This window comes from Kitasatospora sp. NPDC048715, assembly GCF_043198905.1.
Lineage (GTDB): Bacteria > Actinomycetota > Actinomycetes > Streptomycetales > Streptomycetaceae > Kitasatospora > Kitasatospora lactacystinica.
Map to the genome: position 1 here is coordinate 522,348 of NZ_JBICVH010000001.1, position 17,068 is coordinate 539,415.

Genomic DNA, 17,068 nt, shown 5'->3' on the forward strand with positions numbered 1-17,068 from the left:
CCGGTCGTACCGGGCCGCGGGCCTGTGACCAGCGCCACGCGCGGCCCGGGTTTGGCGGGCTCGAACCGCTTTCGTACGGACCGCTGACCGGTCCGGCCCGCTGCGGCACCATCGAGCCATGTATGGCAACAGGAGCGAAGACCCCGACGCCAGTGACCGCCCGAGCCTGCCGGACCGCCGCTTCGCCGCCCTGCGCGGCTGCGAGCGGCTGCTGTCCGGCGTCCAGCCGCAGAGCATCCGCGAACGCCTCGCCGACCTGGCCGGCCCGCTCCCGGACGCCGGCCCCGGGCCGGACGCCGCTCCCGGCTCGGGCGCCGCCCCCGGGCCGGACGCGGCCCCCGGGCCGCACGCCGTCCCCGACCTGGACGGCCGCCCGGACCAGTACGGCGACGGCGTGGTCCGCACCCTGGAGCACCGGGTCGCCGAGCTGCTCGGCACCGAGGACGCGGCCTTCTTCCCGACCGGCACCATGGCCCAGCAGATCGCCCTGCGGATCCACGCCGAGGCGGCCGGCCCGCGCACCGTGGTCACCCACCCGCTGGCCCACACCGACCGGCACGAGCGGCACGCGCTCGGTGTCCTGTCCGGCCTGCGCAGCCTCTGGCCGACGACCGAGCCGCGCCAGCCCACCGCCGAGGAACTGCGCGCCCTGGACGAGCCGTACGCCGCGCTCAGCCTGGAGCTGCCGCTGCGCGACGCCGGGTTCGTGCTGCCGGGCTGGGCGGAGCTGGTGGAGCTGGCCGCGGTGGTGCGGGAGGAGCACGGTGCGGCGCTGCACCTGGACGGCGCCCGGATCTGGGAGTCCGCGGTCGCCCTCGGCCGGCCGCTGCCGGAGGTCGCCGCCCTGGCCGACTCGGTCTACGTCTCCTTCTACAAGACGCTCGGCGGGATCAGCGGCGCCGCGCTGGCGGGTCCGGGCGGCTTCGTCCGCACCGCCCGGGCCTGGCGGCACCGCTACGGCGGGCAGCTCTACCAGCAGTGGCCGTTCGCGCTGGCCGCGCTGACCGGACTGGAGCGCGAACTGCCGCGGCTGCCCGGGTACGTGGCGCACGCCCGGACGGTCGCCGCGGCGCTGGACCGGGCGTTCGCCGCCGTCCCCGGCGCCCGGGTGCACCCGGCCCCGCCGCACACCCACCAGTTCCAGCTCTGGCTGCCGTACCCGGTCGGGGAGTTGGAGGAGGCCGGACTGGGGCTGGCCGAGGACACCGGGATCGGGCTGTTCGGCGCCTGGCGCGCGGGCGGGCCGCCCGGGCTGTCGATGACCGAGGTCACGGTCGCGGCGCCCGCCCTCGGCTGGACCGCCGCCGACGTCACGGTGGCGGCCGCCGCCTTCCTGGACCGGCTGGCGGCCGGCCGGGCCTGACAAAGCGTCCGGCCCGCCCCCGCGCGCTGCGGGGACGGGCCAGACGTGGAGTTGTCAGAGCTGCCTGGTCACAGGCCGATCGCTACCCGGGGGTGACGATCAGTTGTCGACCGGGCGGACCCGGATCCAGGTCTCCAGGTAGTTCGAGGACTCGTTCTCGACCTCGATGCTGGTGCCCGTCTTCGGGACGTCGACGCCGGCGTACTGGTTGTCCTTGCTCCACCACGACTTCAGGTCGTTGAACTCGTCGACGCCCTTGGCCTTCGGGATGACGGTCTCGACGCCGGCCTTGTGCAGGGTCAGCGGGGAGACGCGACGGGAACCGAAGGTGGAGTCGAAGCCCTGGACGCGCGGCTTCATCAGGGCGCCGTCGGACCACTTCAGCGGGGCCGGGTGCGAGTCGACCGGCAGGACCAGGCCGTGGCCCGGGTGGGCGCTGACGTTGTTGTCGGTCTGCGACTCGTCCCAGAACCAGATCAGCAGGCCGGGCTGGTACGAGTAGTGCTCGACCCAGCCCGGCTTGTCGGCGAAGCCGAAGTTGTACGGGCCGGTCTTCAGGGTCTGGTCGAAGGACACGTACTGCCGGTTCTCCGCGATGTAGTACTGCGCGTAGTCCTTGGTGTACGAGCCGCTGAAGCGGGAGAACCCGTCGGCCACCCAGCCGTTGTCACCGTTCTCGACGTCGTCGCTGAACACGGTGGCGCCGTCGGCGACGACCGCGACGTTGTCCAGGGTCAGGCCGCGGAAGTGCAGGCCGCCGTCGCTGGTGTGGCGGTAGCGGAACTTGACCTTCTGGCCCGCGAAGGCGTCCAGGTTGAACGACAGGTCGCCCCAGGCGGCCACCTGGCCGCTGAGGGCCGGACGGCCGTTCTCGCGCGGCAGGGCGGTGCCGTTCCAGGTGCCGTCCACGACGGTCCAGTTCTTGCCGCCGTCGGTGGAGACCTCGCCGAACGCGTAGTCGAAGTCCTGCTCCAGCTCGTACCAGGCCTTGGCGTTGATGCTGGCCTTGGCCTTGCCGGTCAGGTCGATGTCGCGGGTGAGCGTGACGTTCAGGTTGTCGGCGCTGCCGCTCCACCACTCACCGGTGCCGCCGAACGGCTTGTTGATGTCGGTGGTGATGCTCTTCTTCGGCAGGTCGACGATCAGACCCTGCGGCAGGTTGCTGTTGTACTCCGCCGGGCCGATGTGGTGGGTCGACTCGGTGCCGGCCTTGGCGCGGTCCACCTTCAGCCAGCCGAGCTGGTACTTGCTCCAGCCGTCGAGGTCGTTCGGCATGTCGCCGATGCTGTTCTTGCCCTCGCCGAGCCAGGAACCGGAGGACATCAGCGACCAGAAGCCGACCGAGTTGTCGATGCCCTTGCCGGCGGTGTCGTAGAGGTCCGGCAGACCGAGGTCGTGGCCGTACTCGTGGGCGAAGACGCCGAGGCCGCCGTTCTCGGGCTGCATCGTGTAGTCGCCGATCCACAGGCCGCTGTTGCCGACCTGGACGCCGCCGAGCTTGTTGCCCTCGGGACCGGCCGAGCCCTGCAGGTTGCCGTAGACGTACGAGCGGTGCGCCCACAGGGCCTTGGTGCCCTGCTTGCCGCCACCGGCCGACTTGTCCTCGCCGGCGTGCACGATCTGGAAGTGGTCGATGTACCCGTCGGGCTGGTTGAAGTTCCCGTCGTGGTGCGAACCGTAGCGGTCCCACTGGTCGTACGAGGCCAGGGTCGCCTTGATCTGGGCCTCGGTCTGACCCTTGGCCTGCTGGTCCTTGTACCAGATGTCCACGGCGTCGCGGATCAGGTCCTGGGCGCTGGCGCAGACGTTGGAGCCGCAGTAGTCGGAGCCGTACCGGGCCTCGTTCCACGGGACGCGGACCCAGTCCTGGACCACGCCGTCGACCGAGTAGCGGCCCGAGGACTGCTTCTCGTAGTAGGTCTTCAGCGAGGGCTTGTCCTTGGCGAAGTACAGGTCCTGGTAGTGCTGCTGGTTGTAGTCGGCCTGCCACTGGGTCGAGTTGTTGGTGGCCGGGTCCGGCTTCTCGATCTCGTTGTGCTTGGGGCCGGCCTCGCCGCCGTACTTGACCTTGCCGTCCGGCGTCTTGGTGGTGTTGTCCACCTGGTCACCGAAGTCGACCAGGATGGTGAAGATCTTGTCCGTGCGCTCGCGGGCGAGCTCCACGTACTTGTCCTTGCCGAGCTTCACGCTGGTGCTGCCGTTGTGCTGCTCGACCTCGGCGGTGCCGTTGAGCAGCTTCTCGGTGGCGGCCTTCTGCTCCGCCTCCACCTTCGCCGTCAGCGGGCCCGGAAGGTTGTGCTCGGTGTTCTGGACGGCTTCGGCCGGGTCCCGCGGGACCGGGGCCGAGCCGGCGGCGACGGCGGTGCCCGGGAACAGGCCCGCGCCGAGCGTGACTATGACCGCTGCGGCCGTGGCAGCCGCAGCGGTTCTCCTGGTGCTCTTCAACGTTGTGACGTCCTCCCCGACCGGGGCCCAGCTCTTGGCCAAAGCCCGGCAAACCAAAATGAAAGACAGGTGGACGTCATTTGATACAAGCGTGCACAGAAAAGATAGACCTTGACCGTGACATGGTCACGGCGCTATGCTCCGCGACTCCCTATCACCTGACCGTCTGTCAACCGTATGTTGGTTAAAGCTCGCTGAGAAACCGAGCGCACCCGTACCAGCCCATGCGGAAGCCGTCGTCCCGGTCCGTACCGGTGCCGACCGCGGAGGGGCCGGAACGCACCGAGCCCCCGGCGCGAACGCCGGGGGCTCGGTGGCTGTGAAGTTGTCTGTTAAAAGTTGGGCTACTTCGTCAGGTCCGGACCGGACGAGGCGACCGCGGCCGGGGTGTCCGCGACGGCCGACTTCTCCTCGCCGCGGAAGGTGAACTTGGCCTCCTTGCCCTCACCGTCGACGTCGACGACGACGATGTGGCCGGCCCGCAGCTCACCGAAGAGGATCTTCTCGGAGAGGTGGTCCTCGATCTCGCGCTGGATGGTGCGGCGCAGCGGACGGGCACCCAGGATCGGGTCGTAGCCGCGCTTGGCCAGCAGCTTCTTGGCCTCGACGCTGAGCTCCAGGCCCATGTCCTTGTCCTTGAGCCGCTCGTCCACCTTGTCGATCATGAGGTCGACGATCTGGATGATGTCGTCCTCGGACAGCTGGTGGAACACCACGATGTCGTCGACGCGGTTCAGGAACTCGGGGCGGAAGTGCTGCTTGAGCTCCTCGCCGACCTTCGCCTTCATCCGCTCGTACCCGGTCTGGGTGTCACCCGTGGCCGCGAAGCCCAGGTTGAAGCCCTTGGAGATGTCCCGGGTGCCGAGGTTGGTCGTCATGATGATGACGGTGTTCTTGAAGTCGACCACGCGGCCCTGGGAGTCGGTCAGGCGACCGTCCTCCAGGATCTGCAGCAGCGAGTTGAAGATGTCCGGGTGGGCCTTCTCGACCTCGTCGAAGAGGACGACCGAGAACGGCTTGCGGCGGACCTTCTCGGTCAGCTGGCCGCCCTCCTCGTAGCCCACGTAGCCGGGCGGGGAGCCGAACAGCCGGGAGACGGTGTGCTTCTCGGAGAACTCGGACATGTCGAGCGCGATCAGCGCGTCCTCGTCGCCGAAGAGGAACTCCGCCAGCGTCTTGGACAGCTCGGTCTTACCGACGCCGGACGGGCCGGCGAAGATGAACGAACCGCCGGGGCGCTTCGGGTCCTTGAGGCCCGCACGGGTGCGCCGGATGGCCTGGGAGAGCGCCTTGATGGCGTCCTTCTGGCCGATGACGCGCTTGTGCAGCTCGTCCTCCATGCGCAGCAGGCGGGACGTCTCCTCCTCGGTCAGCTTGAAGACCGGGATGCCGGTGGCGGTGGCCAGGACCTCGGCGATGAGCTCCTCGTTGACCTCCGCGACGACGTCCATGTCGCCGGCCTTCCACTCCTTCTCGCGCTTGGCCTTGGCCTGCAGGAGCTGCTTCTCGTCGTCGCGCAGGGACGCGGCCTTCTCGAAGTCCTGCGCGTCGATCGCGCTCTCCTTCTCGCGGCGCACGTCGGCGATCTTCTCGTCGAACTCGCGCAGGTCCGGCGGCGCGGTCATCCGGCGGATGCGCATCCGGGAGCCGGCCTCGTCGATCAGGTCGATCGCCTTGTCCGGCAGGAAGCGGTCCGAGATGTACCGGTCGGCCAGGGTGGCGGCGGCGACCAGGGCGGCGTCCGTGATGGAGACCCGGTGGTGGGCCTCGTAGCGGTCGCGCAGACCCTTGAGGATCTCGATGGTGTGCGGCAGCGAGGGCTCGGCGACCTGGATCGGCTGGAAGCGGCGCTCCAGCGCGGCGTCCTTCTCCAGGTGCTTGCGGTACTCGTCCAGGGTGGTGGCACCGATGGTCTGCAGCTCGCCGCGGGCCAGCATCGGCTTGAGGATGCTGGCGGCGTCGATGGCGCCCTCGGCGGCGCCCGCGCCGACCAGGGTGTGCAGCTCGTCGATGAACAGGATGATGTCGCCGCGGGTGCGGATCTCCTTGAGCACCTTCTTCAGGCGCTCCTCGAAGTCACCGCGGTAGCGCGAGCCGGCCACCAGGGCGCCCAGGTCCAGCGTGTAGAGCTGCTTGTCCTTGAGCGTCTCCGGGACCTCGCCCTTGACGATCGCCTGGGCCAGGCCCTCGACCACGGCGGTCTTGCCGACGCCGGGCTCACCGATCAGCACCGGGTTGTTCTTGGTGCGGCGGGACAGCACCTGCATGACCCGCTCGATCTCCTTCTCGCGCCCGATGACCGGGTCGAGCTTGGCCTCGCGGGCGGCCTGGGTGAGGTTGCGGCCGAACTGGTCCAGGACCAGGGAGGTCGACGGGGTGCCCTCGGCGGGCCCGCCGGCGGTGGCCGACTCCTTGCCGCCGCCGGTCTGGTAGCCGGAGAGCAGCTGGATGACCTGCTGGCGCACCCGGTTGAGGTCGGCGCCCAGCTTCACCAGGACCTGGGCGGCGACGCCCTCGCCCTCGCGGATCAGGCCGAGCAGGATGTGCTCGGTGCCGATGTAGTTGTGGCCGAGCTGAAGGGCCTCGCGGAGCGACAGCTCCAGCACCTTCTTCGCCCGGGGGGTGAAGGGAATGTGACCGGACGGGGCCTGCTGGCCCTGGCCGATGATCTCCTCGACCTGCTGGCGAACGGCCTCAAGAGAAATCCCGAGGCTCTCCAGGGCCTTGGCGGCGACGCCCTCGCCCTCGTGGATCAGACCCAGGAGGATGTGCTCGGTGCCGATGTAGTTGTGGTTGAGCATCCGGGCTTCTTCCTGAGCCAGGACGACAACCCGCCGCGCGCGGTCGGTGAACCTCTCGAACATCGTTTATCGCTCCTCAGAGCGGTCGGGCAGTTCGGGGTCCGTCCCCGCCCTGTCCTTCCGCATGCTAGTCCCGCTCAGCGGCGCGGCCCACGGATTCACTCCCCGGTAGAGGAGCGAGATGCTGCGCGACCAGCCGACACCAATCCCAACCTGATGCTGGGAAACGGTGTTCCCGCAGGCGGGCCGGATGCACCGGATTCCGCTACGCCATCGGCGAACACGCGCCGCCGGGGCGCGGCCGGAACCGTCCGGCCGGTCGCACATACTGCCCCTGGACGGGCCGAAGAACCCGTCCACCTGCATTCATACCCGGTATCGGGGCGGTTCTCGCGCAGTTTCCGCGGTGGCGGTGTTCGCCTGGCGAGAAGTCGGGCCGTGGTGACGGCGGTTCAACGGCGGCCGGGGCCGGGTACGCCGTCCCGGGTGTCCTCGTTACCGCTTCGCCCTTACAGCGTTGCACAGCCCGTGATTGTTCCGCCGCCCGAGCCCGTGCCCGAGCCCGTGCTCCGCAGGCTCCCGGTGCGGCGGCCCCGCGGGCACGCGCCGCGGGGCGCGGAGGAGACTCCTCCGCGCCCCGTGCGTGTGATGGCGGCGCCGCCTCCGGCCGCCGGGGCCCCGCACCCGCTCCGGCGGGCCTGCGGAGCCGGGATCAGGACGCGTTGGCCTTCTCGTAGGCCTCGCGGACGTTGCTCGGAACGCGGCCGCGGTCGTTGACCTCCAGGCCCTGCTCCTTGGCCCACGCGCGGATCTTGGCGGTGTCCGGGGCGCCGCCGCCGGACGGCCGCGCCGCGGCGCTGCGGCCCGGACGACGGGCGCCGGCGAGCCGGCCGCTCTGCTTGCGGCCCTTCTCCACGTACGGCGCCAGCAGACCGCGCAGCTTGTCCGCGTTGGCGCTCTTCAGGTCGATCTCGTAGGCAACGCCGTCGAGCGCGAACGTCACCGTCTCGTCCGCCGAACCGCCGTCGAGATCGTCTTCAAGAATGACCTGCACCCTCTGTGCCACGGGCTTCCCTTTCCGCTAAACGACCCATTGCCTAAGGAAAGGAAAGCGCCTTTCTCCGGAAAACACAAACCCTTGACCCGGGTGGAGCGGCTCAGAGGTGCAGCAGCATGCGCGAGTTGCCCAGTGTGTTGGGCTTCACCCGCTCCAGGTCGAGGAACTCGGCGACGCCTTCATCGTACGAGCGGAGGAGTTCTTCATAGACATCCGTAGCGATCGCCGCCGGGTCTGTCGTACCATCATCGGTTTCCTGGAGCTCGCCGATCTCGACGAAACCGTGTTTCGCGAAGAACGCGACCTCGAACGTCAAGCAGAAAATCCGACGGACGCCCAGCCAGCGTGCCGTCTGCACCAGCTTCTCCAACAGCAGGTGCCCGATCCCGGTGCCCCGGACGACCGGATCCACCGCGAGCGTGCGGACCTCGGCGAGGTCCTCCCACATCACGTGCAGCGCGCCGCAGGCCACCACCACGCCGTTGTCGTCGCGTTCCGCGACCCAGAACTCCTGGACGGATTCGAACAGTGTGACTGTGGGCTTGTCCAGCAGAATGCCGTCGCGCGAGTAGGTGTCGATGAGCCTGCGCACTGCCCGCACGTCCGTGGTCCGCGCCCGGCGGATGGTGACCTCCATGGTCCCGGACGTTATCGCGCCGCTCCCGGTTCCGTCGCACCGGTATCGGGTCCGTCGTCCGCGGAATCCGCCCCGGTCGGATCGGGCGGGAACAGAGCGGCCACCCGCAAGGCGTCCCGGAGCGCTTCGCGTTGCTCGGGGGACATCAGGCCGAAGAAGTGCACCAGGGCCGCCGCCGGATTGTCGCTGGTGGCCCAGGCGTCGTTCATCAGTGCCGCCGTGTACGCCTCACGCGAGGAGACCGGTTCATATCGATAGGCCCGGCCGACCCGCTCGCGGCGCAGCCAGCCCTTTCTGTGGAGCTTGTCCAGGACGGTCATCACCGTGGTGTACGCGATTTCGCGTTCCGACCGCAGATCCAGGAGAACCTCGCGAACCGTGACCGGTCGGTTCCACTGCCACACCCGGGTCATGATGGCGTTCTCAAGTTCGCCGAGTTGCCGGACCATAGTGCGGCCAGGATAGGGAGTGAATGGGGCAAATCTTGTGAAGTACGCCAAACCGGCGCGCCGCCACCCCCGGGAATCGGGAATGGCGGCGCGCCGGTCGTTCGGGGCGGCTGACGGCGTCGGTCGCGGGTTCCGCCCGCCGGTCCTCGCGGGGCCCGTCGGCCCGCGCGGGATCAGTCGACGTCTTCCTTGGCCCGCTGGGCCCCGCCCTGGCTGCGGACGATGGCCCGCACCAGGAATCCGAAGCCGATCGCCATGACCAGCGGCGGCACGATCGCGCTGACGTAGTCCATCAGGTCACTCCTCCTCGGTCTTCTCCGCCGTCGCGGCGGAAGCCTTCGGCTCCGGCTTCACCAGCGGGAAGAGCACCGTCTCCCGGATGTTCTTGCCGGTCAGCAGCATGATCAGGCGGTCCACGCCGAGGCCGAGGCCACCGGTCGGGGGCATCGCGTACTCCAGGGCGCGCAGGAAGTCCTCGTCCACCTGCATCGCCTCGACGTCGCCGCCGGCCGCCAGCAGCGACTGGGCGGTGAGGCGGGCGCGCTGCTCGACCGGGTCGACCAGCTCGGAGTAGGCGGTGCCGATCTCGGTCCCGAAGATCACCAGGTCCCACTTCTCGGCCACGCCGGGCTGCGAGCGGTGCTGGCGGGTCAGCGGGGAGACCTCGGTCGGGTAGTCCTTGATGAAGGTCGGCCGGACGGCGTTCTCCTCCAGCAGGCGCTCGACCATCTCCAGCACGATCTGGCCGTGGCCCCAGTCCTTCTCGAACGGGATGCCGTGCTCGGCGGCCAGCTTGCGCAGCTCCTCGACGCCGGTCTCCGGGGTGACCTCCACGCCCAGGTGGGCGGAGATGCCCGGGTAGACCGCGACCTCCTCCCACGGCTCGGCCAGGTCGATCTCGTGCTCGACGCCGTGCGCGTCCACGCCCTTGATGACCGTGGTGCCCAGTGCGTCCCGGGCCGCGTTGACGATCGTCTCGCGGATCAGCTCGGCCTGGGTGTCGTAGTCGCCGTACGCCTCGTACGACTCCAGCGAGGTGAACTCCGGGTTGTGGGTGGAGTCCGCGCCCTCGTTGCGGAAGTTGCGGTTGATCTCGAAGACCTTCTCGGCGCCGCCGACCACCAGCCGCTTGAGGTACAGCTCGGGGGCGATGCGCATGTAGAGGTCGATGTCGTACGCGTTGATGTGCGTCTTGAACGGACGGGCGTTGGCGCCGCCGTGCACCGGCTGCAGCATCGGGGTCTCGACCTCGATGTAGCCGCGGTCCTCGTAGGTGCGGCGGATCGAGCGGACGACCTTGCTGCGCAGGTGCAGGATCTCGCGGGCCTCGGGGTTGACGATCAGGTCCACGTAGCGCTGGCGGACCCGGGCCTCCGGGTCGGTCAGGCCCTTGTGCTTGTCCGGCAGCGGGCGCAGGCACTTGGCGGTGAGCTCCCAGCGGTCCACCATCACGGACAGCTCGCCGCGCTTGGAGGTGATCACCTCGCCCTCGACGCCGACCTGGTCGCCGAGGTCGATGTCGGTCTTCCAGGCCGCCAGCCGCTCCGCGCCCAGCTTGTCCAGCGAGAACATCACCTGGAGGTCGCCGGTGCCGTCCCGCAGGGTGGCGAAGCAGAGCTTGCCGCCGGTGCGGGAGAGGATCACGCGGCCGGTGACACCGGCCCGTTCGCCGGTCGCGGTGTCCGGCTCCAGGTCCGGGTGCTTGGCACGCAGGTCCGCGATGGTGGTGGTGCGGGGGAATCCGACCGGGTACGGGTCGACGCCGGCCGCCCGGAGCCGGTCCAGCTTCTCGCGCCGGACGCGCATCTGCTCGGGAAGGTCGTCGGTCGCGGGAACAAGGCTCTGATCGCTCACCCCACAAGGGTAGCCAGCCACACACGGTGCTCCGCGCCGGGATTCCCGCGGGGGAGGCCGTGACGGCGGCCTCCCCCGGGGAACGAGCGGTCGGGTCAGCCGTTGCGGCGGGCCCGGAGCCGGCGGGCGGTGACCAGACCGGCGGTGCCGAGCACCACGGCGGCGGCGCTCGTCGCGGCCAGCGGCAGGGCGGCGGAGCTGCCGGTGGCGGCCAGCGGGCCGTCGGAGGTCCGGACGCTCCCGGTGCCGCCGGTGCCGGTGCCGCCGGTGCCCGTGCCGGTCTCCCGGACGGGGCTCGTGGAGTCCTTGTCGCTGAGGCCGGCCGGGACGACCGCGGTGGTCGGCGCGGGGGAGGGGTCGGTGACGGGCGCGGTGGTGGGCGTCCCGGTCGGGGTCGGGGCGGGGGTGCCGCCGGTGCCGGGGGTGGTGGCCGGGGCGGCCCGCAGGGAGACCTTCAGCAGGTCGTTGGCGGGGTTGCGGTCCCAGCTCATGACGGCGCTGGGGTGGCCCGGCTCGTAGTCGCTCGCCATGTTCTGCAGCGAGACCGTCGCGGTGAGCTCGTCGGTGCCCGCGGGGACCGAGAGGGTCAGCTTGTGGGAGTTGGTGGCGCCGGCCGGGATGAAGAACCCGCCCAGCCCCTCGCAGTTGAACTTGTTGAGCGGCTTGTCGGACTTCTGGCCGAGGACGTAGTCGTTCGGCCGGCAGGTCGACGGCAGGCCGGTGACGGTGACGCCTTCCGGGAACTGCACCTGGAGTTCGGGCGCGCTCTCGCCGCCGCTGCGGTCCATGATCGAGGCCGGGCCGCCGCTGACGGCGCCGAGGGTGAAGGTGCCGGTGGTGCCGGAGGCGTCCGGTGCCCAGGCGCCGTTCACCGCGAAGTCGGCGTCGTTGTCGGCGAGGACCTCCTGCTCGGTGGAGTAGGCGTTCATGTCGAGGCCGTCCGGGATCCCCTCGCCGGAGGTCGGCACCAGGGTGGCGGGAGCGCCGGTGCCGCGCTGGAACGACATCCGCTTGCGCAGGTCCGCGGCGCTGCTGCCGCTCGCTCCCTCGGCGGGGAAGACGGAGTAGTCGGCGAAGGCGTAGCGGGCGTCCGCGCCCACGGTGAGGTCGAGGCCGTTCAGCTTGACGGCCTGGCCGGGGGCGATCTCGCCGTCGATGGTGCAGATGCCGTGCACGGTGGGCATCGGGGAACCGAAGCCGTGGCCCGCCCAGTCGCCCTTGTCCTTCGCGTACTCGCAGTTGGAGGGCCAGGTGGCCACGTCGAGGCCCGGGGTCAGGTAGACCTCGACGACCGCCCGCCGGGCCGCGACCTCGCCGTGGTTGGCGAAGGCGAGAGTCGACGGGAGCGTGCTGCCGACCTTGACGTCACGCTGCTCCGAGGGCTCCTTGGTGCGGAAGCCGGCACCGCCGATCTCCACCTGGATGTCGGCCTCGGCGGTCTCGGCGCCGGGGGCGCTGAGGGTGGCGTGGACGGTGCCGGTGGAACCGGGGCGGACGCCCGCGACGGCGCTCAGCCACGGGTGGCTGGTGATGTTGATGTTCTCCAGGTCGAGGCGCCAGATGTCGCAGGTGATCACCTTGCCCGCGGTGGCGCAGCCCGGGACGGCGAGCGTGGCCAGCCCGTCGATGCCGGTGGTGTCGAACGCGAGTTTGGCGCCGGTCACGACGTCGGTGCCGGTCCGGCCGATCCGCAGGTGGATGTTCTCGCCGAACTGGGGCTGAGGGGCCGGCTGGGTCGAGATCTGGATCGTGCCGGTCGGGAAGATCCGGAGCTGGGTGCCGGCGGCGTGCGCCGGGACGGTCGCGGTGCCGGCGGCCAGGGCGGCCACGATCGTGGCCGTGCCCGCGCCGAGGATCCGGCGCGTGCGAGTCGAAAGCATGTGAATCCCCCGCGGTTGGAGTGGTGAGGCTCCGCACCCTAGGGATTGTTGAACGGTCGTCAACCCGGTTGATCAGTGGCCAATTCGCCCAGGACGGGATCGAACGGCCTGGTCATCTGGGTGAAGGTTATGAAGACGTGATCGACGGCGGCCGGCGGGATCACGGCATTGTCGACACATGGACCGGCCTGCGGGCGATGGGCCGGCGTGCCGGCGGAGGGCGGCGCACGAACGGAGGGGAGACCGCGGTGGCGGTCTCCCCTCCGTTCGGCGGATGGGCCGGTTCAGCCGGTGCCGGTGGCGAGTTCGACGTCCTCGGTCTCCTCGGGGGACAGGTCGGCGGGCGGGGCGGGCCGGGCCGGGGGCTTGGGGCGGCGGCCGAACAGCTCGGCGGGGGTGGGCATCCGGTGCGGACGGGGCGGGGTCTTCGCGGCGGCGGGCTGCTCCGGGCGGGACTCGGTGCTGCTCATGGTGGTCCGTCCTCCTACGGGGGTGGGGTGACTGTGCGGCGGTGCGGCGGGGCTCGGTACGGCCACCAGGTGGCGGGGCTGCCCGGTGTGGAGGGCGAGCCGTTCGCGGACGGCGGCCTCGGCCAGCGCGTGGCAGCGCCCGGCCAGCCGGGAGCGGCGGGCCCGCTCGCCCTGGCCGCAGGGCTGGCGGCTCAGCCCGCGCAGCGCGGTGAGGTCCTCGGGCCCGGGCAGGTACCCGTCGGACACCGCGTCCTCCAGCCGCTCCAGGTAGCCGGGGGCGCTGCCGGGCAGGGCGGAGCGGTAGCGTCCGAGGTCGGCGAGCAGGAAGGCGCGCAGTCGGCCGCCCTCCTGGACGGCCTCGTCGATCGCCTCGGTCAGGCGCAGGGCGTCCTGGACGTCCTCCGCCCAGAGTTCGGCGCCCGGCCCGGCGAGGGCCGGCCGGTCGGGCCGGAGGTGGAGGGGGACGGCGGGGTGCAGGGCTTGGGCGAGGGCTCGGCGCAACACGCGGACTTCGTCGGCGCTGAAGGCCATACCGCCGCGCGATCCGTGTGGCGTAGGCATGGGCTGACACTACGTGAGGAATATCCGATTTGTCGGTAACGTCGCGCCGAACCACCCATGTTCGGCCTGGTGAAAAAACCTTTCGCCGCCACCTGTAACGCCATCCGGGGGCCAGCTGGTCATCCAGGTGTCAGGGGAGAACGAGCGAGGGGGCCGGGCAGGATGCAACCGGACGGTCAGGGGAAGGCGTCCCGGGGCGGGCGGCGGGACGAGGACTTCCAGGCCTTCGCGGCCGCCCGCGCCAGACCGCTCTACCGGTCGGCCTGCCTGCTCGCCGGCGGGGACACCCACCTCGCCGAGGACCTGGTGCAGGAGGCGTTCGGGCGGATCTACGTCCAGTGGCACCGCACCTTCCCGTTCGGGGCCAAGCGCCGGATCGACAACCCGGCCGGGTACGCGCACACCGTGCTGGTGCGGGTCTTCCTCTCGCACCGCGGCCGCCGCTCCAGCGGCGAGCGGCCGGTCGACGCGGTGCCGGACGGCGAGGCCCCGCAGGGCGACCCGGAGCTGCGGCTGGCCCTGGTGGACGCGCTCGGCCGGCTCGCGCCGCGCGACCGCGCGGTGCTGGTCCTGCGCTACTGGGAGGACCGCAGCGTCGAGGAGACCGCGGCGATCCTCCAGCTCACCCCGGGGGCGGTCCGGACCCAGTCCTTCCGGGCGCTCGGCCGGATCCGCGCGTTGCTCGGCGGCAGCCTCGACGAGCTGGCCGAGCGCTGAGCCGGCACGGCACGGCACGGCGCGGCGCGGCGCGGCGCGGCAAGGCGGCGTCTCCGCACTACTCACGTCAACTCGATTGGTAGAGAGGTAGGTTCAGCATGTCCGCTGAGCACGACGGGCCCGACGAGCGGTTCGAGCAGTCCTTCACCGAGGCCCTCGGCCGGGCGGGCGGGTCCTACGACGCCGAGGCCACCCGGCTGGTCGACACCGGCTGGTCGTACGGGCGCCGGCTGCGCCGCAGGCGGCGGATCGGCACCGTGGCGGGCGTCGCCGCGCTGGCCCTGGTCGGGGTGGGCGCGGCCGGGATCGGCAGCCTGCTGCCCGGGCCCGGCCCCGTGCCGAGCGGCCCGGCGTCCGCCGGCTCGGCCTCCTCCGGTGCGGCGGCGGGCCCGCCGGTCTCCGGCCCGGAGTTCCAGCGGATGCTCACCGAACTGCTCCCGCCGGGGACGGTCCAGGTGGGCGAGGCGCGGGGGACCGAGAGCGACACCCCGCAGCTGCGGCTGGTGCTGGACGACGGGAACGGTCCGGTCCAGTACCTGTTCTGGATCATGCGCAACGGCGTCGAGCCCGGCTGCCTGGGCCCGCTTCCGGGCGACGCCTGCAGCGAGACCGACCTCCCCGGCGGCGAGCACCTGACCCTCTACCAGGCGGGGACGCGCCCCGGCGAGCCGGCCGGCTCCAAGACCTGGTCCGCCACGTTGACCGGGCCCGGCTACGAGATCCTGCTCCAGGAGTGGAACCGCAAGCCGCTGGACCAGGGCACGCCGATCACCCGCACCGACCCGCCGCTGACGCCGGACGGACTCGCCGCGGTGGTGAAGGACCCGCGCTGGAAGAAGGTCGTGGCGGCCATCCCGAAGGACCCGCGGGCGGGTAAACCGCTCCCGACCCCGCAGCCGGGAGCGACTCTGCTCACCGTCCCGACACCCGCGCCGACCGGCCTGACCACCCTGCGGCCCTCCGACGCGGTGGCGGGGGCCGCGTCGGCCCTGCCGGGCCTCCCGGCCCCCGGCCGCTGAGCGCCGCTCAGCTCGCGGGGCGGTTGCGCTCGTACACCAGGCGCAGGCCGATCAGGGTCAGCCACGGCTCGTGCACGTCGATGGTGGCGGCCTCGCCGAGGACCAGGGAGGCGAGACCGCCGGTGGCGATCACCTGGACGTCGTCCGGGTCCTTGGAGAGCTCCCGGGCCATCCGCTCGACCAGGCCGTCGACCTGCCCGGCGAAGCCGTAGAGGATGCCGGACTGCATGCCCTCGACGGTGTTCTTGCCGATCACGTTGCGCGGGCGGGCCAGCTCGATCTTGCGCAGCTGGGCGCCGCGGACGCCGAGCGCCTCGACCGAGATCTCGATGCCGGGGGCGATCGCGCCGCCGACGTAGTCGCCGCGCGCGTTGACGGCGTCGAAGGTGGTCGCGGTGCCGAAGTCGACCACGATGCACGGGCCGCCGTACAGGTGGTTGGCGGCCAGCGCGTTGACGATCCGGTCGGCGCCGACCTCCTTGGGGTTGTCCATCAGGACGTGCACCCCGGTCTTCACGCCGGGCTCCACGATCACCGCGGGGACGTCGCCGTAGTAGCGGCGGGTCACCTCGCGGAGCTCGTGGAGCACGGCGGGGACGGACGAGCAGATCGCCAGGCCCTCCACCGCGGCCTCCTTGACCGCGGTGTGGTTGCCCATCAACCCCTGCAGCAGCACCGCCAGTTCATCGGCCGTGCGGCGCGGATCGGTGGAGATCCGCCAGTGTTCCACCACGTCCTCGCCGTCGAACAGGCCGAGCGTGGTCTGGGTGTTGCCGACGTCGATGGTGAGGAGCATGGGCCGCTTTCTGCGAGTCGGGACGGGGCTGCGCGGGTCCGGACGGTCAGGCGCGCAGGTCCAGGCCGATGTCCAGGATCGGCGAGGAGTGGGTGAGCGCGCCCACGGCCAGGTAGTCGACACCAGTCTGGGCGACCTCGCGCGCGCTGGCCAGGGTCAGTCCGCCGGAGGCTTCCAGCTTCGCCCGGCCGGCCACCAGCGCGACGGCCTCCTTCAGCTGTCCGACGGTGAAGTTGTCCAGCAGGATCAGGTCGGCCCCGGCCTCCAGCACCGGCGTGATCTGCTCCAGGGTGTCCACCTCGACCTCGACCGGCAGCTCCGGGTACGCGGCCCGGACGGCCCGGAAGGCCTCGGCCACGCCGCCGGCCGCGACCACGTGGTTGTCCTTCACCAGCGCGGCGTCCGAGAGCGCCATCCGGTGGTTGGCGCCGCCGCCGCAGCGCACCGCGAACTTCTCCAGCGCGCGCAGGCCCGGGGTGGTCTTGCGGGTGTCCCGGACCACCGCGCCGGTGCCCTCCAGGGCGTCCGCCCAGGCGCTGGTCGCGGTGGCGATGCCGGACAGGTGGCAGAGCAGGTTGAGCGCGCTGCGCTCGGCGGTCAGCAGGTCGCGGGTGCGCGAGCGGACCGAGAGCAGCACCTGGCCGGCCTCGACCCGGTCGCCGTCCTCGACGTGCCGCTCGACCTCGAACTCCTCCTCGCAGACCAGCGAGACGACCGCCTCGGCGACCCGCAGGCCGGCCACCACGCCGGCCTGACGGGCGGTGAAGTCGGCGGTGGCGACGGCGTCGGCGGGCACGGTCGCCACCGAGGTGACGTCCTCGCCGCCGGCCAGGTCCTCGGCCAGCGCCAGGGTGGCGATGTCCTCGACCTCGACCGGGTCCAGCCCGGCCTGCTCCAGCAGCTCGGCCAGCTGCGGGTCAAGACCGGTCTCGTAGCCCTCGCCGTCGCCACAGGCGCAGCCGTCGCCGCAGCCGCCCTGGTCGGCCAGGGGGAGTTCCTCGTGGGAGTGGGTCATGGTT

The 17,068-nt window shown here is 71.4% G+C and carries 13 protein-coding genes; 3 read left to right on the forward strand and 10 right to left on the reverse strand.

The genetic code is table 11. From position 1 onward, the window contains the following. The first annotated feature begins 118 nt into the window (after positions 1–118). Entirely contained in the window at positions 119–1,363 is a 1,245-nt protein-coding gene (locus ACGFSC_RS02395) for a beta-eliminating lyase-related protein (protein WP_359910462.1), read from the forward strand. A 99-nt stretch (positions 1,364–1,462) separates the two neighbouring features. On the opposite strand, the gene ACGFSC_RS02400 is transcribed toward ACGFSC_RS02395, so the two are convergent. From ACGFSC_RS02400 to ACGFSC_RS02435, 8 genes are all read right to left on the reverse strand, one after another. Further along, on the reverse strand, positions 1,463–3,808 hold the full coding sequence (locus tag ACGFSC_RS02400) for an immune inhibitor A domain-containing protein (protein ID WP_359910465.1): 2,346 nt from the start codon (positions 3,806–3,808) through the stop codon (positions 1,463–1,465). A 344-nt stretch (positions 3,809–4,152) separates the two neighbouring features. Beyond that, the gene (locus tag ACGFSC_RS02405) at positions 4,153–6,672 is read right to left on the reverse strand and encodes an ATP-dependent Clp protease ATP-binding subunit (RefSeq protein ID WP_359910468.1); all 2,520 of its coding nucleotides are present in this window, start codon (positions 6,670–6,672) and stop codon (positions 4,153–4,155) included. A 649-nt stretch (positions 6,673–7,321) separates the two neighbouring features. Beyond that, the gene (locus ACGFSC_RS02410) at positions 7,322–7,675 is read right to left on the reverse strand and encodes an Lsr2 family protein (RefSeq protein WP_359910471.1); all 354 of its coding nucleotides are present in this window, start codon (positions 7,673–7,675) and stop codon (positions 7,322–7,324) included. A 91-nt stretch (positions 7,676–7,766) separates the two neighbouring features. After that, positions 7,767–8,303 carry an amino-acid N-acetyltransferase gene (locus ACGFSC_RS02415; protein WP_359910474.1) on the reverse strand — a complete coding sequence of 179 codons (537 nt, stop codon included), beginning with the start codon at positions 8,301–8,303 and terminating at the stop codon, positions 7,767–7,769. 11 nt (positions 8,304–8,314) lie between these two features. After that, the gene (locus ACGFSC_RS02420) at positions 8,315–8,752 is read right to left on the reverse strand and encodes a BlaI/MecI/CopY family transcriptional regulator (protein WP_359910476.1); all 438 of its coding nucleotides are present in this window, start codon (positions 8,750–8,752) and stop codon (positions 8,315–8,317) included. Positions 8,753–9,049: 297 nt separating this feature from the next. After that, positions 9,050–10,606 (reverse strand): bifunctional lysylphosphatidylglycerol synthetase/lysine--tRNA ligase LysX, encoded by a 1,557-nt coding sequence (gene lysX / locus ACGFSC_RS02425; protein WP_359910479.1) that lies wholly within the window; start codon positions 10,604–10,606, stop codon positions 9,050–9,052. Between the two features lie 95 nt (positions 10,607–10,701). After that, the gene (locus tag ACGFSC_RS02430) at positions 10,702–12,486 is read right to left on the reverse strand and encodes a hypothetical protein (RefSeq protein ID WP_359910482.1); all 1,785 of its coding nucleotides are present in this window, start codon (positions 12,484–12,486) and stop codon (positions 10,702–10,704) included. 284 nt (positions 12,487–12,770) lie between these two features. Then, positions 12,771–13,517: a hypothetical protein gene (locus ACGFSC_RS02435; protein WP_359910485.1), complete on the reverse strand. Its 747-nt coding sequence runs from the start codon at positions 13,515–13,517 to the stop codon at positions 12,771–12,773. A gap of 162 nt (positions 13,518–13,679) precedes the next feature. On the opposite strand from ACGFSC_RS02435, the gene ACGFSC_RS02440 reads away from it, so the two are divergent. Both ACGFSC_RS02440 and ACGFSC_RS02445 read left to right on the forward strand, forming a co-directional pair. Next, entirely contained in the window at positions 13,680–14,234 is a 555-nt protein-coding gene (locus tag ACGFSC_RS02440; protein ID WP_359910488.1) for a SigE family RNA polymerase sigma factor, read from the forward strand. Positions 14,235–14,332: 98 nt separating this feature from the next. Then, a complete protein-coding gene (locus ACGFSC_RS02445) occupies positions 14,333–15,253 on the forward strand; it encodes a hypothetical protein (protein ID WP_359910491.1) in 921 nt (306 codons plus the stop codon). A 7-nt stretch (positions 15,254–15,260) separates the two neighbouring features. Here ACGFSC_RS02445 and ACGFSC_RS02450 read toward each other — a convergent pair whose 3' ends face one another. Together ACGFSC_RS02450 and nadC are read right to left on the reverse strand one after the other, a co-directional pair. Beyond that, positions 15,261–16,049, reverse strand: a complete 789-nt coding sequence (locus ACGFSC_RS02450; RefSeq protein ID WP_359910494.1) for a type III pantothenate kinase — start codon at positions 16,047–16,049, stop codon at positions 15,261–15,263. A gap of 46 nt (positions 16,050–16,095) precedes the next feature. Beyond that, on the reverse strand, positions 16,096–17,064 hold the full coding sequence (nadC, locus tag ACGFSC_RS02455) for a carboxylating nicotinate-nucleotide diphosphorylase (protein WP_359910497.1): 969 nt from the start codon (positions 17,062–17,064) through the stop codon (positions 16,096–16,098). Positions 17,065–17,068 lie beyond the last annotated feature (4 nt).